13 protein-coding genes are annotated in these 19,425 nt (G+C 68.1%); 11 read left to right on the plus strand and 2 right to left on the minus strand.

Going from position 1 to position 19,425, the window contains the following annotated elements; all coding sequences use genetic code 11:
* Positions 1–34 precede the first annotated feature (34 nt).
* The 5 genes from MBR110_RS18830 (at position 35) to MBR110_RS18850 (ending at position 6,246) form a co-directional block, all read left to right on the plus strand.
* Complete coding sequence (locus MBR110_RS18830; protein WP_011882265.1) at positions 35–976, plus strand: ABC transporter substrate-binding protein; 942 nt, start codon at positions 35–37, stop codon at positions 974–976.
* A 35-nt stretch (positions 977–1,011) separates the two neighbouring features.
* Positions 1,012–2,061: an LLM class flavin-dependent oxidoreductase gene (locus tag MBR110_RS18835; protein ID WP_011882266.1), complete on the plus strand. Its 1,050-nt coding sequence runs from the start codon at positions 1,012–1,014 to the stop codon at positions 2,059–2,061.
* 7 nt (positions 2,062–2,068) lie between these two features.
* Positions 2,069–3,427: an LLM class flavin-dependent oxidoreductase gene (locus MBR110_RS18840; protein ID WP_059738469.1), complete on the plus strand. Its 1,359-nt coding sequence runs from the start codon at positions 2,069–2,071 to the stop codon at positions 3,425–3,427.
* Positions 3,428–3,494: 67 nt separating this feature from the next.
* Positions 3,495–5,279 carry an amino acid ABC transporter permease/ATP-binding protein gene (locus MBR110_RS32520; protein ID WP_181709472.1) on the plus strand — a complete coding sequence of 595 codons (1,785 nt, stop codon included), beginning with the start codon at positions 3,495–3,497 and terminating at the stop codon, positions 5,277–5,279.
* 34 nt (positions 5,280–5,313) lie between these two features.
* Positions 5,314–6,246 (plus strand): ABC transporter substrate-binding protein, encoded by a 933-nt coding sequence (locus MBR110_RS18850; protein ID WP_176326995.1) that lies wholly within the window; start codon positions 5,314–5,316, stop codon positions 6,244–6,246.
* A 275-nt stretch (positions 6,247–6,521) separates the two neighbouring features.
* Here the strand turns inward: MBR110_RS18850 and MBR110_RS18855 are convergent, their stop codons facing one another.
* Positions 6,522–7,487, minus strand: a complete 966-nt coding sequence (locus MBR110_RS18855) for an ABC transporter substrate-binding protein (protein WP_081054432.1) — start codon at positions 7,485–7,487, stop codon at positions 6,522–6,524.
* Between the two features lie 299 nt (positions 7,488–7,786).
* On the opposite strand from MBR110_RS18855, the gene MBR110_RS18860 reads away from it, so the two are divergent.
* The 3 genes from MBR110_RS18860 (at position 7,787) to MBR110_RS18870 (ending at position 11,048) form a co-directional block, all read left to right on the plus strand.
* Positions 7,787–8,704: an alpha/beta hydrolase family protein gene (locus tag MBR110_RS18860; RefSeq protein ID WP_181709473.1), complete on the plus strand. Its 918-nt coding sequence runs from the start codon at positions 7,787–7,789 to the stop codon at positions 8,702–8,704.
* The gene (locus MBR110_RS18865; RefSeq protein WP_011882272.1) at positions 8,701–9,132 is read left to right on the plus strand and encodes a MarR family winged helix-turn-helix transcriptional regulator; all 432 of its coding nucleotides are present in this window, start codon (positions 8,701–8,703) and stop codon (positions 9,130–9,132) included. Before MBR110_RS18860 ends, MBR110_RS18865 begins: the two co-directional genes overlap by 4 nt.
* Before the next feature lie 431 nt (positions 9,133–9,563).
* Positions 9,564–11,048 (plus strand): sialidase family protein, encoded by a 1,485-nt coding sequence (locus MBR110_RS18870; protein ID WP_080938646.1) that lies wholly within the window; start codon positions 9,564–9,566, stop codon positions 11,046–11,048.
* Between the two features lie 67 nt (positions 11,049–11,115).
* On the opposite strand, the gene adhP is transcribed toward MBR110_RS18870, so the two are convergent.
* Positions 11,116–12,144, minus strand: a complete 1,029-nt coding sequence (gene adhP, locus MBR110_RS18875) for an alcohol dehydrogenase AdhP (protein ID WP_014724850.1) — start codon at positions 12,142–12,144, stop codon at positions 11,116–11,118.
* Positions 12,145–12,618: 474 nt separating this feature from the next.
* Here adhP and MBR110_RS18880 point away from each other — a divergent pair, with 474 nt between their 5' ends.
* The 3 genes from MBR110_RS18880 to MBR110_RS18890 all read left to right on the plus strand — a co-directional run bounded on the left by MBR110_RS18880 (position 12,619) and on the right by MBR110_RS18890 (position 19,412).
* Positions 12,619–14,640 (plus strand): TonB-dependent receptor, encoded by a 2,022-nt coding sequence (locus tag MBR110_RS18880; protein ID WP_181709474.1) that lies wholly within the window; start codon positions 12,619–12,621, stop codon positions 14,638–14,640.
* 886 nt (positions 14,641–15,526) lie between these two features.
* On the plus strand, positions 15,527–16,933 hold the full coding sequence (gene otsA, locus MBR110_RS18885) for an alpha,alpha-trehalose-phosphate synthase (UDP-forming) (protein WP_046426467.1): 1,407 nt from the start codon (positions 15,527–15,529) through the stop codon (positions 16,931–16,933).
* A gap of 814 nt (positions 16,934–17,747) precedes the next feature.
* Entirely contained in the window at positions 17,748–19,412 is a 1,665-nt protein-coding gene (locus MBR110_RS18890; RefSeq protein ID WP_011882278.1) for an acid phosphatase, read from the plus strand.
* Positions 19,413–19,425: the final 13 nt, after the last annotated feature.

Consider the following 19,425-nt stretch of genomic DNA (forward strand, 5'->3'; position numbering starts at 1 on the left):
ATCCCAGAAAAACCGTCAACTCCAGGATGCATTCATGCAACGAGCCGTTCCTTTCACGCCGCGCGCCGTGCGCACGCTGGCGGCCGCGCTGATCGGCGCGACCGCGATCGCCGCGGCGGCCGCGACCTTCGACCTGAGCCCCGAGCAGCACGGCCGCCCGCGCGGCACGGCCGATGCGGCCGTACAACGCGCGGTGCCGCCGACGTTCAAGTTCGCCGAGGCCGGCACGCTGACGATCGGCATCGCGCCGAGCCTGCCGCCGATCAGTACCTACGCGACCGACGCGCGCACGGTGATCGGCTTCGACGCGGACATCGGCCAGCTCGTGTCCGACAGTCTCGGCCGCAAGCTGAAGATCGTCCCGCTCGCGTGGGCCGACTGGCCGCTCGCGCTCGAATCCGGGAAAGTCGACGCGGTGATCTCGAACGTGACCGTCACCGAGGAGCGCAAGCAGAAGTTCGATTTCTCGACCTACCGCAAGGACCAGGTCGGCTTCTACGTGCGCAACGACAGCAAGATCCAGTCGATCCGCGAGCCGAAGGACGTCGCCGGGCTGCGCATCGTGACCGACGCCGGCACCAACCAGGAAAAGATCCTGCTCGCGTGGGACCGCGAGAACGTCGCGCATGGCCTGAAGCCCGTGCAGGTCCAGTACTACGACGACCAGGCGATGCGCATCGTCGCCGTACAGTCGGGCCGCGCGGATGCCGTGTTCAGCGTGAACTCCGTGCTCGCCTACCAGAGCGCGCAGCAGGGCAAGACGCGCGCGGTCGGGGCGATCAGCGGCGGCTGGCCGCGCACCGCCGACATCGCGATCGCGACGCGCCGCGGCAGCGGCCTCGCCGATCCGCTGACCGTCGCGCTCAACGGGCTGATTCGCAGCGGCAGCTACCGGCAGGTCCTCGAGCGCTGGAGCCTCGGGGCCGAAGCGATCGACCAGTCGCGCACGAATCCGCCCGGCCTGCCGAAGAGCTGAGCGGCCCCTTCCCTGACGCCCCCGCGAGAACGCCCATGTCATATTCGCTTTCCTTGCTGGACAAGAGTCCGATCGCCGACGGCGCGAGCGCGGCCGACGCACTGCGCTTCACGACGACGCTCGCGCAGCGCGCCGAACAACTCGGCTACGAGCGCTTCTGGGTCGCCGAGCATCACGGCGCGCCGGGCCTCGCGAGTTCCGCGCCCGAGATCGTCGTCGCGCATCTGCTGGCGCACACGTCGCGCATCCGCGTGGGTTCGGGCGGCGTGATGCTGCAGCACTACAGCCCGTTCAAGGTCGCCGAGACGTTCAAGCTGCTCGCCGCGCTCGGGCCGGGCCGCGTCGATCTCGGCATCGGCAAGGCGCCGGGCGGGCTGCCGCTGACGACGCGCGCGCTCCAATGGGGCCACGACCACGCGCGCAAACCCGACTTCGCGACACGGCTCGCGACGCTCGACGCATTCCTCGGCTGGGGTGTCGCCGAAGATCATCCGCTCGCCGGCGCGGTCGCGCTGCCGGTGCCGCCGCACGCGCCCGAACGCATCCTGCTCGGCGGCTCGCCCGACAGCGGCGCGCTCGCCGCCCGCCATGGCTGGCGCTTCTGCTACGCCGGCCACTTCAACGGCGACGACGCGAACCTCGAACGCTCGCTCGCCGCATACCGCGATGCGGGCGGCACGCGACCGCTCGTTGCGCTGTACGCAGTCGCCGCCGCGACCCGCGACGAAGCGGAACGACTGATCGGCGCGCTCAGGATCTTCAAGCTGCAATTCGCCGGCGGCTCGAGCTTCAACCTCGCGAGCGCACAAGCCGCCGCCGAATTCGCGCGGCAAAGCGGCGCGTCCGATTACCGGATCGACGAACTGCGCCCGACCGTGCTGGCCGATACGCCCGAGCGCATCCATCGCGCGCTCGACGCGCTCAGCCGCCGGCTCGACGTCGATGCGTTCGTGATCGACTCGCCGGTGACCGATTACGCCGCGCGGCTCGCGTCGACCGAATGGCTGGGCGGTGCGCAGTCGATCAGCCGCGCGCAACCGGCCGTCGCGGCCGAACGCGCCCCTTCCCCCGACCACAACGCGTGACACGCCCATGACGACCCGACGATCGATCCCCTTCGGCCTGATGCTGCAAGGCGCAGGCAGCCACATGAACGCGTGGCGGCATCCGAGCAACCCGCCGGACGCGAGCATCAACCTGGACTTCGCGATCGGCATCGCGCGCAAGGCGGAGGCCGCCGGCATCGCGTTCGCGTTCGTCGCCGACGGCCTCTACATCAACGAGAAGTCGATCCCGCATTTCCTGAACCGCTTCGAGCCGCTGACCGTGCTGTCGGCGCTCGCGGTCGCGACGAAGAAGATCGGGCTCGCGGGCACGATCTCCACGTCGTACAGCGAGCCGTTCACGGTCGCGCGCCAGCTCGCGTCGCTCGATGCGATCAGCGGCGGCCGCGCGGGCTGGAACGTCGTGACGACGCCGCTCGAAGGCACGGCGAAGAATTTCGGCAAGGCGCATCCCGAGCATGCGTTGCGCTACGAGATCGCCGACGAATACCTCGAGGTCGTGCAGGGGCTGTGGGACAGCTGGGACGACGACGCGTTCGTGCGCGATCGCGCGAGCGGCCGCTTCTTCGATCGCGACAAGCTCCACACGCTCGACCATCACGGCCGCTTCTTTCAGGTCGCCGGCCCGCTGAACATCCAGCGCTCGCCGCAGGGGCAGCCGGTGATCTTTCAGGCCGGCTCGTCCGACACCGGCATCGGGCTCGCCGGCAAGTATGCGGACGCGGTGTTCACGCATTCGCCGTCGCTCGACGAAACCGCCGCATTCACGCGCCGCGTGAAGCAAAGCGCGGTCGAGCACGGGCGCCAGCCGGGCGACGTGAAGGTGTTCCCCGGCGTGGGCCCGATCGTCGGCCGCACCGCGGCCGAAGCCGAAGACAAATACCAGGCGATCCGTGCGCTGCTGACGATCGACGAGGCACTCGCGTATCTAGGCCGCTACTTCGATCACCACGACTTTACGCAGTACGCGCTCGATGCGCCATTCCCCGAACTCGGCGAGATCGGCCGCAACAGCTTCCGCTCGACCACCGACCGCATCAAGGCCGACGCGAAGCGCAAAAACCTTACGCTGCGCGAGACGGCGCTCGCCGTCGCGACGCCGCGGCCGAACTTCATCGGCACCGCCGAGCACGTCGCCGACGAGTTGATCCGCTGGCACGACGCCGGGGCAGGCGACGGTTTCATCCTCGGCTTCCCGGTGCAGGCACAGGGCGTCGACGACTTCGTCGACCTCGTGATTCCGATCCTCGAGGCGCGCGGCCGCTACAGCCGCGACCTGCCGGGCAGCACGCTGCGTGATCACCTCGGCCTGCCGCGCAAGGCGAGCCGTTACGCGCCGCGCGACGCCGTGCAGCAGCAGAGCGACGCGGCCGAAGCGCACGCATGACGCCGCTGCGCCGCCGCGTCGAGCGCGGCGCTTACCACCGACGACCCGATCGAGGACTCTCACCGACATGAGCGACACGACCCATCTCGGCGGCGCGCTGGCGCCGCTGCCTTCCCCGGACGCGCAAGGCGCGCACGCGCGTCTTCGCATCGTGCCGGCGCGGCACCGGTCGCGCCTGGCCGGCACCGTGCTCGCGCTCGTGCTGATCGCGCTGGCACTGTATTCGATCCTCGGCAATCCGCAATGGGGCTGGCCGGTGTTCGCCGAGTGGTTCCTGTCGCCGCCCGTGCTGTCGGGGCTCGCGCGCACGCTCGTGCTGACCGCGCTCGGCGCGGTGTTCGGCTTCGCGCTCGGCGCACTGGTCGCGCTCGCGCGGCTGTCACGCTCGCGCCTGCTCGCCGCGAGCGCGTGGACGTTCGTGTGGCTGTTCCGTTCGATTCCGCTGATCGTGCTGCTGCTGATCCTCAACAACCTCGGCTATCTGTACGAGCACGTGCGGCTCGGCGTGCCGTTCACCGACATCGTCTGGTTCGACACACCGACCACCGACCTGATCTCCCCGTTCTTCGCGGCCGTCCTCGGCCTCACGCTGAATCACGCGGCGTTTTCCGCCGAAGTGATCCGCGGCGGCATCCTTGCGGTCGATCAGGGCCAGCTCGAAGCGGCCGCCGCGCTCGGGCTGCCGCGCGGCCGTCAGACCACGCGGATCGTGTTGCCGCAGGCGATGCGCGCGATTCTGCCGACGGCGTTCAACGATCTGATCACGCTCGCCAAGGGCACGTCGATGGTGTACGTGCTCGCGATGCCCGAGCTGTTCTATACGGTGCAGGTGATCTATCGCCGCAACCTCGACGTGATCCCGCTACTGATGGTCGCGACCGTCTGGTATCTGATCATCCTGACCGTGCTGTCCGCGATCCAGGTGCAGGTCGAACGCCACTATGCGCGCGGCGCGCTGCGCAATCCGCCGCCGTCGGCGTTGACCTTCGTGCTGGCGCGCGCCCGCGCGCTGTGGCGGCGTACCGCGGCACGCAACGCGACCGCACGCGCGGTTGCCGTCGGCGACGCTGCAGCCGTTGCGCCGCCGCTCGTCGGCGGCGACGTGGCCGTGCACAACGTGTCGAAGCAGTACGGGCCGCAGCACGTGCTCGACAACGTGTCGTTCGTCGCGCCGCGCGGCAGCGTGACGGTAATCGTCGGGCCGTCCGGCTCCGGCAAGTCGACGCTGCTGCGCACGATCAATCATCTGGAACGCGTCGACGACGGCTTCATCGACATCGACGGCGAGCTGATCGGCTATCGACGTGAAGGCGACGTGCTGTACGAGCTCAACGAGCGCGACGTGCTGAAGCGCCGCGCGGCGGTCGGCATGGTGTTCCAGAACTTCAATCTGTTCCCGCATCTGACCGTGCTGGAGAACCTGATCGAGGCGCCGGTCGCCGTCGGCGGCGTCGCGCACGATGCGGCCGAGCGCACCGCGCGCGCGTTGCTGGCACGCGTGGGCCTCGCCGACAAGGCCGATGCGTATCCGCGCCAGCTGTCCGGCGGTCAGCAGCAGCGCGTCGCGATCGCGCGGGCGCTCGCGCTGCGTCCGAAGGTGCTGCTGTTCGATGAGCCCACGTCGGCGCTCGATCCCGAACTCGTCAACGAAGTCCTCGACGTGATCAAGGAACTCGCGCGCTCCGGCACGACGCTCGTGATCGTCACGCACGAGATCGGCTTCGCACGCGAAGTCGCCGACAACGTGCTGTTCATGGAACGCGGGCGCATCGTCGAATCGGGGCCGCCCGAGGTCGTCCTCGATGCGCCGGCGCATCCGCGCACGCGTGCGTTCCTGGCGCGCGTCCTGTGATGCGTGCCGCTCTTCCGCTGCGAGGCCTGCACCGATGATCGACCGACGCCTGTTCATCACCGCCGCGCTGGCCGCCGTCGCGAGCCTGCGCTCGCACGCCGCGTTCGCCGAGGCCGCGACGGCCGACCTCGACCCGCGCCAAGCCGGCCGCATCCGCGCCGCGCGCGACGCCGCCGCGATCCGCGCGGCCGGCAACTATCGCTGGGTGCGCGACGGCGCATTCACCGTCGCGATCGCGCCGCACGCGCCGCCCGTGTCGACCTATGCGACCGACGCACGCACGGTGGTCGGCGCCGATCCGGATTATGCGCAGCTCGTCGCCGATGCACTGGGCCGCGCGCTGCTGCTCGTACCGATCGCATGGGCCGACTGGCCGCTCGGGCTCGCGTCCGGCAAGTACGACGCCGTGATCTCGAACGTGGGCGTGACCGAGAAGCGCAAGGAGAAGTTCGACTTCACGACCTACCGGCTCGGACTGCACGGGTTCTACGTGCGCAGCGCGAGCCCGATCGCGAGGATCGCCGAACCGAAGGACATTGCGGGCCTGCGCGTGATCACCGGCGCGGGAACGAGCCAGGAGCGCATCCTGCTCGAATGGAGCCGGCGCAATGTCGCACAAGGGCTGAAGGCGACCGAGCCGCTCTATTTCGACGACGATGCGGCAGCGCGCGTCGCGCTGCTGTCCGGTCGCGCCGACGCCGAACTGAATCCGAATGCGTCGCTCGCGTACGAGGCCGCGCGTGACGGCAAGATCCGTCGAGTGGGTGTCGTGAACGCGGGATGGCCGGTGAAGGCGGACGTCGCGATCGCGACGCGCCGCGGCAGCGGGCTGGCGCCGGCGCTGACGCTCGCGACCAACACGCTGATCGACAACGGCCGCTACGGCCAGGCGCTGGCACGCTGGGGATTGCAGAGCGAGGCGCTCGCGCGCGCGGAAACGAATCCGCCGGGGCTGCCGTCGTTTTGATTCGATGCGGCGGTGGGGCTGCCGTCGCATGCTACCGGCAGCGCGGGTAACGTGGCGCGGTTCGGGTTGCGCGTCTTCCGCGAAATTCGATCGATCGGCTCGTGCGCTTGATCGGCATATCGTCGAGCCGCGCTGCCGGCGGCTTCATGCGCATGCGCACTGCCACGCAGATCGCGATGCGCGGCGAATGCGCACGAACCCTCACGATGAGATCGATGCGCACGCGGCGCTGCGCTGGCGCCGTTCACGGGTGATCGCCGGTCGCGGCGACATCGTCACCGCGCGGTGGCCGTCTGTTGCGCGGCGGCCCCAAACGCACCCGCATACGAGCGGTCGAGCAGTTTCGTCGTGTCGTAGGCAACCGGAATCACGCCGGCCTTGTGCAGGAAGTCGGCGGTATTCTGCGCGTCCTTCGCGGCAGCGTCGTCGACGGGGCCCACGCGCTGGTGCGCATTGCCGAGCCAGCGATACGCGACGTCCGGCTCGAGCTGCGCGCGCTTCGCCCACAACTGTGCGTATTCGCGCGGATGACTGTCGACCCACTGGCGCGCCGCCACCACGCGCTTCAGGAAATCGGTGATCTCCGCGCGTTTGCCGGCTGCGGCCTCGTCGTTCGCGGCGACGAAGCTGAGCGCGGGCATCAGCCCCTGCGCGGTCGTCACCGGCCGCGCACCCTGCCGCAGCGCGAGCGTGCTGACGAACGGCTCCCATAACGACACGGCGTCAACCGAGCCGTTCGCGAGCGCATTGGTCGCGTCGATCGGCATCAGGTATGCGTACTTGACGGAATCCATCCGCAGGCCCGCGTGTTCGAGTGCGCGCAGCACCAGTTGCTGGCTCCACGCACCGCGCCACACCGCAATGGTTTTTCCCTGCAGGTCGGCCACCGTGCGCACGGGCGAATTCTTCGGTACGAGGATCGCGACGCCGTCGAGGCTCTGCCGCGACACCGCCACCACTTTCACCGGCGCGCCGCGTGCGGCCAGCGTCAGCAGCGCGGAATCGCCGAGGAAGCCGACGTCGATCGCATTGCCGCTCAGGCTTTCGGCGACCGGCGCGGCGGCCTGGAAGTGCTTCCACTCGATCGCGTAACGCACGTCCTTCAGCACGCCGGACGCTTCCATCGACGCCTGGATGTTGAAGTAATTCTGTTCACCGACGCGCAGCGTGACGGTGTCTTTCGCGATGCCCGGCTGCGCGGCGAGCGCGAGCAGCAGCGCGGTGACGATTCGGCTCGACAACGTGATTTCCTCCGGTACTTGACTGGCGTGCGCATCGCAGCAGCGCGGGATGGCGCATCGAACGAAGCACACGGCGCACGCCATGAAACCGTCGACGATACGTCGATCGCCGGCATCGAACAAACGCAATATTCTGCTATCGAAAGGCGCAAATCTTCGATGGCAGGACGGCGCGCATGCCGATGTTGCAACGCGCCACGGGAAAGCCGTTCGAGGACATCCTCGACAGATATTTCGTACGCGAAATACACCGAGAACTATATTTCGCATGCAAATTACCTTTCTGAACGAGGACGGACATGACATCGGGATCCATCGCGTTTTCCGCCGCCGACGGCTATGCGCTGCGCGGCACGCTCTGGTCGCCGGACGCGCCGCCGCGCGCGCTGGTGCTGATCCACCCGGCGACCGCCGTGCCCGAGCGCTTGTACGCCGGCTTCGCACGCTTTCTGACGACGCGCGGCTTCGCGGCGCTGACCTACGACTATCGCGGGATCGGCGCATCGCGGCCCGCGCGGCTCAACAAGCTGCAGGCCCGCATGCGCGACTGGATCGAACTCGACGTCGGCGCGGCCATCGCATGGGCGCGCGACACGCACCGCGCACTGCCGCTGCTGGCGGTCGGGCACAGCGTCGGTGGCCACGCGGTCGGCCTGTCGGCCGGCACCGCGCATCTGCGCGCCGCCGTGCTGGTCGCCGCCCACGCGGGCAGCACGCGGTTGATCGAAAGTGCGGCCGAACGCCTGAAGGTGCGCCTGATCCTGCACGTGCTCGGTCCGCTCGCGTCGGCGCTGCTCGGCTACGTGCCGGGCAAGCGGCTCGGGCTCGGCGAGGATCTGCCGGCCGGCGTGTTCCGCGAATGGAGCCGCTGGACCGCGCTGCCGCACTACTTCTTCGACGATCCGACGCTCGGCGCGGCCGAGCGCTTTTCGAAACAGCGGCTGCCGATTCTCGCGGTCGGCTTCGACGACGATCCGTGGGCCAATCGGCGCGCCATCGACCTGCTGGTAAGCTACCTGACCGGAGCGGCCGTCGAACGCCGGCAGATCGATCCGCACGCGGCGGGCACCGGCCCGGTCGGGCACATGGGCTTCTTCCGCAGCCGGCCGGGCGCCGTGCTGTGGCCGGGCGTCGCCGACTGGCTCGCGCAGGCGCTCGACGCGCGCCGCGACGCCGACCGCCCATCCCTTTCCATCGCAGCCGGGAACCGAGCTTGAGCGAACATCGACGACTGTTTTTTCTGTTGAACATCGGCCAGCGGCGCGTACAGCGCTGGGTCGACCGCAAGGCCGAGACCGACGCGCGCGCGAGCGCCGCGCAGGCCGGCGTGCTGTTCTTCCTCGCGAAGCAGGACGGCGCGCTGATCGGCGAAGTCGGCGCGGCGCTGCAACTCGCGCCGTCCGCGATGACGGGGCTCGCCGACCGGATGGCGAAGGCCGGCCTGCTCACGCGCCACGCCGATTCGGACGATGGGCGCGCAACGCGTCTGTTCCTCACCGACGAAGGTCATGCGGCGCTCAAGCGCGCGCGTGTGTTGCTGCGCGAACTGAACGGCAAGCTGTGCGACGGCTTCTCCGACGACGAACTCGACGTCGTCGCGCGCTGGCTGAACGCCTTGCAGCAGCGCTTTCCGGCCGAGCGCTGACCGCCGGCGCGGCGCGCCGCATCGGCTGCGTGCACCGCGTTCCGCACGTAATCGAAAGCGATTCCAATTCGCGCTTCGATTCGGTTTCCGAAGTTTTTCGAAGGAAAATTTTGCGCGCCTGCGCGAGCCGTTTCGGCAACGCTTTCCGGCTACGCTCTGTTACAAAAAATTGCCCCCCGCGCCGCATACGGATCGCCTACATTCCATTCCACTTCGATGCATTCGTCGTAGGCGCCGACCAGGCAACGAAAAGCAATGAAAACGAAGCGGAGTCTCACCGACGTGCTGGCGGGATCCAGCACCTGCGGCTTGCGATGACCGAAGCGGCTTCCTGATCGCCCGATCCGTCTCGTGCACGGCATCCGTTGCCGTGCGCCGGTTCGTGTCGGCTCGCCATGCCATCGCTGCCGCACCTCAACGAGGAGCAGTCCATGCGACGCCAGATCGAGTTCCACTCGCCCGTCACCCGCCTCACCCGCCTGACTCGACTCAGCCGATTTAGCCGACTCTCCGGCGCGCTGGCGATGGCCGCCGTCGCGACCGCGGCCCATGCCGACCCGGTCGTCGTGTCGGGGCCCAGCCCGTTCGCGGCCTGCACGATCGGCGGCCCGGGCACGAACTACGTGAACGCCGAGGTCGAGCCCTGGCTGTCGGTGAACCCCGCGAATCCGACCAACATGATCGCGGTATGGCAACAGGACCGCTGGTCGAACGGCGGCGCGCACGGGCTCGTCGCCGGCTACACGTTCGACGGCGGCTCGACCTGGGCGCGCACGCCGCAACCGTTCAGCGCCTGCGCGCCGGGCGGATTGAAGTACGAGCGCGCGTCCGATCCGTGGGTGTCGTTCGGGCCGGACGGCACCGCGTACTCCGTGTCGATCTCGTTCAATCAGTCGAACAACAGCAACGCGGTCGCGGCGTCCGTGTCGGCCGATGGCGGGCAAACGTGGAGCCGCCCGGCCGTGCTGATCGCGAACGACGAACCGACGACGCAGTTCTTCAACGACAAGGAATCGGTCACCGCGAACCCGGTGAAGGCCGGCACCGCGTATGCGGTGTGGGACCGCCTCGAGCTGCCCAACGGCAACCCGTATGCGAACCTGCACACGCAGGCGTACCGCGGGCCGACGTTCTTCTCGAAGACGACCGATGGCGGCAAGACCTGGAGCGCGGCGAAGGTGATCGTCGACGTGCCGTCGCGCCAGCAGACGATCGGCAACCAGATCGTCGTCGATCCGAAGACGGGCACGCTGTACGACTTCTTCGATCTGATCCAGCCGCCGTTCAACAAGGCGGCCGGCAAGGTCGCGTTCATCAAGTCGAGCGACGACGGCGCGACGTGGAGCAAGCCGCAGGTGATCGCCGCGCTGCAGACGGCCGGCGTGACCGACCCGAACACCGGCGAACCGGTGCGCACCGGCGACATCATTCCGGAGCCCGCGATCGATGCCGCGTCCGGACAGCTCTACGTCGTCTGGCAGGACGGTCGATTCAACGGCGGCAACTACGACGAGATCGCGCTATCGACGTCGAAGGATGGCGGCGCGAGCTGGAGCGCGCCGCTGCAGGTAAACACGCCGACCGGGCGTGCGGCGTTCAATCCGTCGGTGCGGGTCGACAGCGCCGGGGCGGTGATGGTCACCTACTACGACTTCCGCGACCTCGCGGCCGGCAACACGACGACGCTGCCGACCGGATTCTGGCGCAAGATCTCGCACGACGGCGGTGCGACGTTCGCCGACGAGCGGCGCGTCGGCGGTCCGTTCGACATGAAGCTCGCGCCGAACGCGGAAGGCTTTTTCATCGGCGACTACCAAGGGCTCGACGTGCTGCCGTCTTCGTCGTTCCACCCGCTGTTCGTGCAGACCAACGCGGGCAACCTGACGAACCGCACCGACGTGTTCTTCGCGCCGTGATGCGCACGTAAGCGCAGCGCAGCCGCGACGTTTCGCGCGTCGCGGCTGCGCATACGACGCTGGCGCGTCACTGCATGTCGGTCAGCACGATGCGCCCGTCGATCTTCCCTTCGCGCAAACGGGTGAAGATGTCGTTGATGTTGCCGAGCCGGTCGCGATGGATATGCGCGCGCACGAGGCCGTCCGCAGCGAAATCGAGCGACTCCTGCAGATCGCGGCGCGTGCCGACGATCGAGCCGCGCACCGTGATGCCGTTCAGCACGGTCGAGAAGATCGGCAGCGGAAAATCGCCCGGCGGCAAGCCGTTGAGCGCGACCGTGCCGCCGCGCCGGACCATCCCGAGCGCCTGCGCGAACGCGCTGCGCGATACGGCCGTGACCAGCACGCCGTGCGCACCGCCGATTTCCTTCTGGATGACCTTCGCCGGATCGTCGACCGATGCGTCGATCGTCAGCTCCGCGCCCAGTTGCCGCGCGAGCTCGAGCTTCGCCGGCGACACGTCGATGGCCGCGACGTGCAGGCCCATCGCCCGCGCGTACTGCACGGCCACGTGGCCGAGGCCGCCGATGCCGGAAATCGCGAGCCACTGGCCCGGACGCGTATCGGTGACGCGAATGCCCTTGTAGACCGTCACGCCCGCGCACAGGATCGGCGCGATCTCGTCGAAGGCGACCTGCGCCGGCAGATGGCCGACGTAGTTCGGATCGGCCAGCACGTATTCCGCGTAGCTGCCGTTGACCGAGTAGCCCGTGTTCTCCTGTCCGTGGCACAGCGTTTCCCAGCCCGTGTGGCAGTACTCGCAATGGCCGCACGCCGTGTACAGCCACGGCACGCCGACGCGATCGCCTTCGCGCACATGCGTGACGCCCGCGCCGACTGCCGCGACGATGCCGACCCCTTCGTGGCCGGGAATGAACGGCAGCGTCGGCTTCACGGGCCAGTCGCCGTCGGCGGCGTGCAGGTCGGTATGGCAGACGCCCGTCGCCTTGATGTTGACGAGAATCTGGCCGGGGCCGGGCGTCGGCACCGGGACTTCCTCGATACGCAACGGTTCGCCGAATGCGTGAACGACGGCCGCTTTCATGGTTTGGGTCATGCCCTGCTCCTGTCTGGTCGATGACCGGGCCAGTATCCGGGCTCGAGACCGCAACGACTTGATACGTATCAACGCTACGGGAAACGCACGCGATTGCGGCCGGTTCGCAGCGCGCCGTCGTGTGCAGCGCGGCCGTGCGCACGCTCGCAGCACCGCCTCGGGCCGTTGGCCGGCGTCGCCGATGAAGCGGTACGTCGGCGCATGGGCGGCATCGTCCCGGTTTGAATCAGAAATGATATAACGTATCATTATCGATGCTCGTCCGTCGTCATGGTGCGTTATCGACACGGCCGGGCGCCGCCGGATCGGATCCGCAGCGGGTCGGTGCGCGCACGCGATGAAACAATATATCGTTTCGATGTGTGCTCGCCGGGCTGACATTCCGATCCGATTTCTACACAAATTCCAATGTCTTCACCGCTCATGCGCGACCTTCGCCGTCTACCGCTTCGCCGGCTTCAGCCCGTCTCTCTGATGCTGTTCGCCGCCGTCACGCCCGCCCATGCGGCCGACCCGCCTGCCACGTCGCCGCCCGCGCCGCTGGCGCCGATATTCGTGACCGCGAACCCGCTCGGCGACACCGACCCGATCGCCGCCACCACGCAGTTGAGCGGCGACGCGCTCACGCGCCGCCAGGCCGATTCGCTTGGGGAAACGCTCGACGGCCTGCCCGGCGTGTCGACCACGACTTACGGGCCGATGGTCGGCCGGCCGATCATCCGCGGCATGGACGGCGACCGGATCCGGCTGCTGCAGAACGGCGTCGCCGCCTACGATGCGTCGTCGCTGTCGTACGACCATGCGGTGCCGGAGGACCCGCTGTCGATCGAGCGCATCGAGATCGTGCGCGGGCCGGCCGCGCTGCTGTACGGCGGTAATGCGGTCGGCGGCGTGGTCAATACGATCGACAACCGCATTCCGCGCGAAGCGATCGAAGGCGTGACGGGCGCGCTCGACGCGCGCTACGGCGGCGCGAACGCAGTGCGCGCCGGCGCCGCCCAGGTCGAAGCCGGCAACGGCCACTTCGCGTTTCACGTCGACGCGTTCGATCGCGAGGCCGGCAAGCTGCGGATTCCCGGCTATGCGCGCAGCAGCGCACTGCGCTCGACGGACGACGCCGACACGCCGCAACCCTACGGAAGCGTTCCGAACAGCGACGGCCGCGTGCACGGCGGCGCGGTCGGCAGCGCGTACACGTGGGCCGACGGTTTCGCCGGCCTGTCGTACAGCGGCTACGAATCGAACTACGGTTCGGTCGCGGAGGACGGCGTCCGCCTGCGGATGCGCCAGGAGCGCGTCGCGTTCGCGTCCGAGATGCGCAATCTCGACGGCCCGTTCACGAAGCTGAAATTCGACTTCGCATACACCGACTATCGGCACAAGGAGGTCGACGACGGCGAAACCGCGACCGTGTTCCGCAACCGCGGCTACGAGGCGCGCATCGAAGCGCGGCACCGGCGCATCGGCCCGTTCGAAGGCGCACTCGGCGTGCAGTTCGGCCAGAACACGTTCTCCGCGCTCGGCGACGAAATGCTCGTGCCGTCGACGCGCACCAACAGCGTCGCGCTGTTCGGCCTCGAGGAATGGCAGGTCGACCCGGCGCTGAAGCTGAGCGTCGGCGGACGGTTCGAGCACGTGCAGGTCGATCCCGATCCGGCCGGGATCGCGAAGTTCGCCGACGCGCGAGCGCGCGACTTCAACGCCGGCAGCGTGTCGGCCGGCGCATTGCTGTCGCTGACGCCCGTGTGGTCTGTCGCGGCAAACGTCGCGTACACGGAACGCGCCCCGACCTTCTACGAGCTCTACTCGAACGGCCCGCACGATGCGACCGGGCAGTTCCTGATCGGCAACCCGAACGCGTCGAAGGAAAAGGCCGTATCGACCGACCTGTCGCTGCGTTATGCGAGCGGCCCGAACCGTGGCAGCGTCGCGGTGTTCTACAACCGCTTCTCCAACTACCTGGCCGAGTACAACACGGGCCGGATCGTCGACGACCACGGCGACCCGGTCGCGCCCGGCACCGCCGATGCGCTCGACGAGGCGATCTACCGCGGCGTGCGCGCGGAGTTCTATGGCGTCGAGCTCGACGGCAAGTGGCGCGCGTTCGCGCAGCGCGGCCACACGATCGACCTGGAACTCACCGCCGACTACACGCACGCGCGCAACGTCGACACAGGCCAGCCGCTGCCGCGCATCGCACCGCTGCGCGCGACGCTCGCCGCCGACTACGGCTACGGCCCGTTCGGCGCACGCGCACAGGTCACGCGTGCGTGGGCGCAGCATCGCGTGCCCGACAACGACTTCCCGACGGACGGCTACACGTCGCTCGGCGTGCTGCTGACCTACAAGTTCCGCGTCGGCGCGACGCACTGGCTCGCGTTCCTGCGCGGCGACAACCTGACGAACCAGGAAATCCGCTACGCTACGTCCGTCGTGCGCGGCTTCGCGCCGCAAGGCGGCCGCAGCGTGATGGCCGGCCTGCGTACGACGTTCTGACGTTCTGACGTTCTGACGTTCTGACGTTCTGACGTTCTGACGTTCTGACGTTCTGACGTTCTGACGTTCTGACGTTCTGACGTTCTGACTGCCGACCGGTCCGCGACGCAGGTCGCGGGCCGGTCGGCGGCGGGAAACTGCGCGTTCGCGCGTCTCGCGCACTGAGTGCGTGGTCACGAGGTCCGGACACACACCACCGACAGCGGGCTCGAGCTGACCGAAGTCCGACAGGCGCACTAGCATCCGCAGGATCAACTCGCCAACTGAAGGACACGATGGCGAGCGCGCCTGACACGACCGATCGCGCACGTGAACGCGTCGCCGAGATCGTGTGGAGCGCGGCCGGCTACGAATCCGTCGCGCGCGACATCGTCGAACTCGCGCACGGACCGGCAAGCAAGCCGAAGCGAGCGCCGATATCGACGACTTCTGCAAACCGTTGCTCGCGCAACTTGTTCGTGCGGACGACGCGTATGCAACCTGCACGTATGAGCGCGGGGTAGTGATCGCGCAGGGATGCGTCGACCGCTGCGCAACCGAGCGCAACGTGCCGCCGGCCATCGGCTCAATCGCGGTCGCGATTCAGCGACGCACGAACAGCGCTTGCGCGTTTTTATCGGCTCGATGCGCAATTTTTATTCCCGAAGATGCGATACGGCACACGACGCATATTGCGACCGCGCGCCATTCCGTTCAACCCGGACGCGCACTTTTAAATCAGGCGAATGACGAGTATGCTTAAAAAGCACTCCACGTTCGGACGGCGAATCGCAGCCCCTGATTCCCTGCCGATCGTACCGCGGCCCCATCGCGCCTCGCGTCGGTGGCGGCGTCCGCCTCGCGCCCTGGCCGCACGAACCTTCCCCAACCATTCGCAGGAGAGCTGGTGAGCCGACTCGTCGTCGTATCCAATCGCATTGCAGATCCCCGTAAAGCCGCCGCCGGCGGCCTTGCCGTAGCCGTGAAAGACAGCCTGCAGGAATCGGGCGGCGTCTGGTTCGGCTGGAGCGGCAGGCTGCGCAGCGAGGGCGAGCGACCCGCGCAGGGCGACGACGTGCAGATCCAGAACGTCGGCGGGATCCAGCTCGCGACGATCGATCTCGATCCGCAGGATTACGACGCGTACTATCTCGGCTACTCGAACAACGTGCTATGGCCGGTGTTCCACTACCGGCTCGATCTCGCGCAGTTCGACCGCCGCTTCGCCGACGGCTACCGACGCGTGAACCAGCTGTTCGCGCGCAAGCTCAGCACGCTGCTGCGGCCGGACGACACCATCTGGGTTCACGACTATCAACTGATTCCGCTCGCCGCCGAACTGCGCGCGATGGGCTGCACGAATCCGATCGGCTTCTTCCTGCATATTCCGATGCCGCCGCCGCCGATCATGGCCGCGATTCCGGAGCACGAATGGCTGATGCGCGCGCTGTTTGCGTACGACCTCGTCGGCTTTCAGACCGAATCCGATCTGCTGCACTTCGAGCACTACGTCGAGGCCGAGGCCGGCGCCGCGCGTCTGCCCGACGGTCGCCTGCGTGCGTTCGGCCGCACGCTGTCGGCCGGCGCGTTTCCGATCGGCATCAACGTCGACGAATTCGCGGCGCTGGCGGAGAATCGCGACGGCATCGACATGTTCGAGCGGATGCGCGATGAATATTCGCGCCGTCAATTGCTCGTCGGCGTCGATCGTCTCGATTACACGAAGGGCCTGCCGCAACGCGTGCATGCGTTCCGTCAGTTGCTCGAACAGTATCCGGAGAATCGCGACCGCGCGACGTTGATCCAGATCGCCGCGCCGAGCCGCGAGGATCTCGGCGCCTACGACGACCTGCGGCGCGAGATGGACAGTCTGTGCGGTGCGATCAACGGCGACTACGGCGAGCTCGAGTGGATGCCGATGCGCTACATTCATCGGACCGTTGCGCGCAAGCGCTTGCCCGGCCTCTATCGCGCAAGCCGTGTCGCGCTCGTTACGCCGCTGCGAGACGGGATGAACCTGGTCGCGAAGGAGTTTCTTGCCGCGCAGGACGAGGCTGATCCCGGCGTGCTCGTGCTGTCGCGCTTCGCCGGCGCAGCCGAGCAACTGAAGCCCGCGCTGCTCGTCAATCCGTACGACACGCAGGGCACCGCGCAGGCGATTCAACGCGCACTCACGATGCCGCTCGACGAGCGCCGCCAGCGCCACAACGCGCTGATGGCGATCGTGCGCAAGACCGATGTGCACTGGTGGCGCACGTGCTTTCTCGATGCGCTGACCGAAGCGGCCGAAGTTGCGGCGGCGGCTGCGTCCTGAGTTGCGGTTGCGGGCGCGTGCGTTGCGGCACTGGCGGCGCATGCGCTTTCTCAATACGCCTGCCGAAGCGGACAAAATTGCCGCGGCGGCTGCGTCCTGATTTGCGTTCGCGGGTACGCCGTTATGCGACGTGGGTAGCGCATGCGCTTTCTTGATACGCCGACCGAAGCGATCGATGTCTATGCGGCCGCTGCGTCCTGACTGACGATCGCGGGCGAGGTGCGATTGCGCATCGCATCGTTCGCATCGTTCGCATCGTTCGCATCGTTCGCATCGTTCGCATCGTTCGCATCGTTCGCATCGTTCGCATCGTTCGCGCGCGACAGCACCGACGCCGCGAACGTTCCGCCGTGATCCGCAATTCTGCGTAGTCCGGTCCTGTCGAAGGCGTTTCTTCAGATCGTATCGATCAGTCGCATCGCGCATCCGGCCGCGCACGCGTGCGCGCCATTCGCAAAACGCGAGCAGCCACGCAGACAAAAATGCCACCGCGCCCGCATCTCGCCACGTCGCTCAATCGGATGAATGACGCAGCGCACCACAAGCGGATGTTGCTCGCACGAACCGCCCTGCCACCCCACCACCCTCGATTCCCGCCCCCCGCGCCCACCGTCGCCGCCTAGCTCCGACAAATCCCTTTCATCGCCCCAGCCGACCGCGCTATAGTCGCGTGCATGACATTTTCGTGACAGCGCGAAGCACACCGCCGTGAGCCCGCACGACGCCGGCTCTCGTGCACCTGCGCGCGCGCCAGCATGCACCACCCAGCGCGCCCCACATCGAACGACCATCGCCCATTCGAGGAGACCACGACGTGACCGACACCCCCGACCGCCCCGACGATCTTCCCGTTGATGCCGAGCGCCGCCGTGTGCTCGGTGGCCTCGCCACGCTCGGTGCGGGCGTCGCGCTAGGCGGCTGCGAGATCACGTCGGGACGTGCGCCGCGCACGGCCGCCGACCTGCAGCTCGACGAAACACTGCGCCGACACGTGCGTCACATCGTCGTGATCTTTGCCGAGAACCGCAGCTTCGCGAATCTGTACGGCGATTTCCCGGGCGTGCAGTATCCGCTGAGCGCGGTGAAGCCCGAGCAGGCGCAGCAACTCGACCGCGACGGCAAGACGCCGCTGCCCGTGCTCCCGAAAATCTGGGGCGGGCTCGTGCCGCAGGCGCAGGAAGTCGACGGCAAGCGTTACGTGATCGCCGAACGCGACATCGACAAGCTGCCGAACGCGCCGTTCCGGCTCGCCGATGCGCAAGGCAAGCCGCTACCCAACGGCGTGATCACGCGCGACCTGTGGCACCGCTTCTATCAGAACCAGATGCAGATCGCCGGCGGCCGCAACAACCAGTTCGCCGCATGGGCCGATTCGGGCGGCCTCGTGATGGGCCACTACCGCAACTCCGCCGACACGCTGCGCCTGTGGAACCTCGCGCGGCAGTACACGCTGTGCGACAACTTCTTCATGGCGGCATTCGGCGGATCGTGGCTCAACCACATGTTCCTGATTTCCGCGCAGCCGCCGGTCTACCCGGACGCACACAAGCATCCGCAGGCGACGAAGCTGCTGTCTAAGGTGGACGGCGACGATCCGGCCGGCACGCGCCTCGCGCTGGCCGCCAATTCGCCCGCGTCGGCGCTCGACGGCCCGCCGAAGTTCGCAGCCGACGGCGCCCTCACGCCCGACGGCTACGGCGTCAATACGATGGCCCCGCCGTACCAGCCGAGCTACGTGCCGCCGGCGGACCCCGGCAATGCCGCGTATGCGGACCCGGCAGACCATCGCGTGATGCCGCCGCAGGCTCACGCGACGATCGGCGATCGTCTGTCGGAGAAGAACGTCGACTGGGCCTGGTACAGCGGCGCGTGGCAATACGCGCTCGAGCATCGCGACACGGGGAGCGTGCCCGACTTCCAGTATCACCACCAGCCGTTCAACTACTTTGCGAACTACGCGCCGGGCACCGATGCGCGCCGCAAGCATCTGCGCGACGCGGGCGTCGGCGACGATCCTTCGACCAATCACTTCCTCGCCGCGGTCGACGCGGGCAAGCTGCCGGCCGTGACGTTCTACAAGCCGCAAGGCAACCTCAACATGCACGCCGGCTACGCGGACGTCGAATCGGGCGATCGCCACATCGCGAACGTGATCGAGCACATCCGCCGTAGCCCGCAGTGGGCGAACACGGTGATCGTAATGACGCACGACGAGAACGGCGGCTGGTGGGATCACGTCGCGCCGCCGGTGGGCGATCGCTGGGGGCCGGGCTCGCGGATTCCCGCGCTGGTGATCTCGCCGTTCGCGAAGAAGGGCCACGTCGATCACACGATGTACGACACGAACTCGATCCTGCGCTTCATCAGCCGCGTGCATGGGCTCGCGCCGCTCGACGGCGTCGCCGCGCGCGACCGTGCGTTCGCCTCGCGCGGCGCGCCGCCGCCGGGCGATCTGACGAACGCGCTCGATTTCGGTTGACGGCCCACTGAGG

The organism is Burkholderia sp. MBR-1 (assembly GCF_013822785.1).
Lineage (GTDB): Bacteria > Pseudomonadota > Gammaproteobacteria > Burkholderiales > Burkholderiaceae > Burkholderia > Burkholderia vietnamiensis.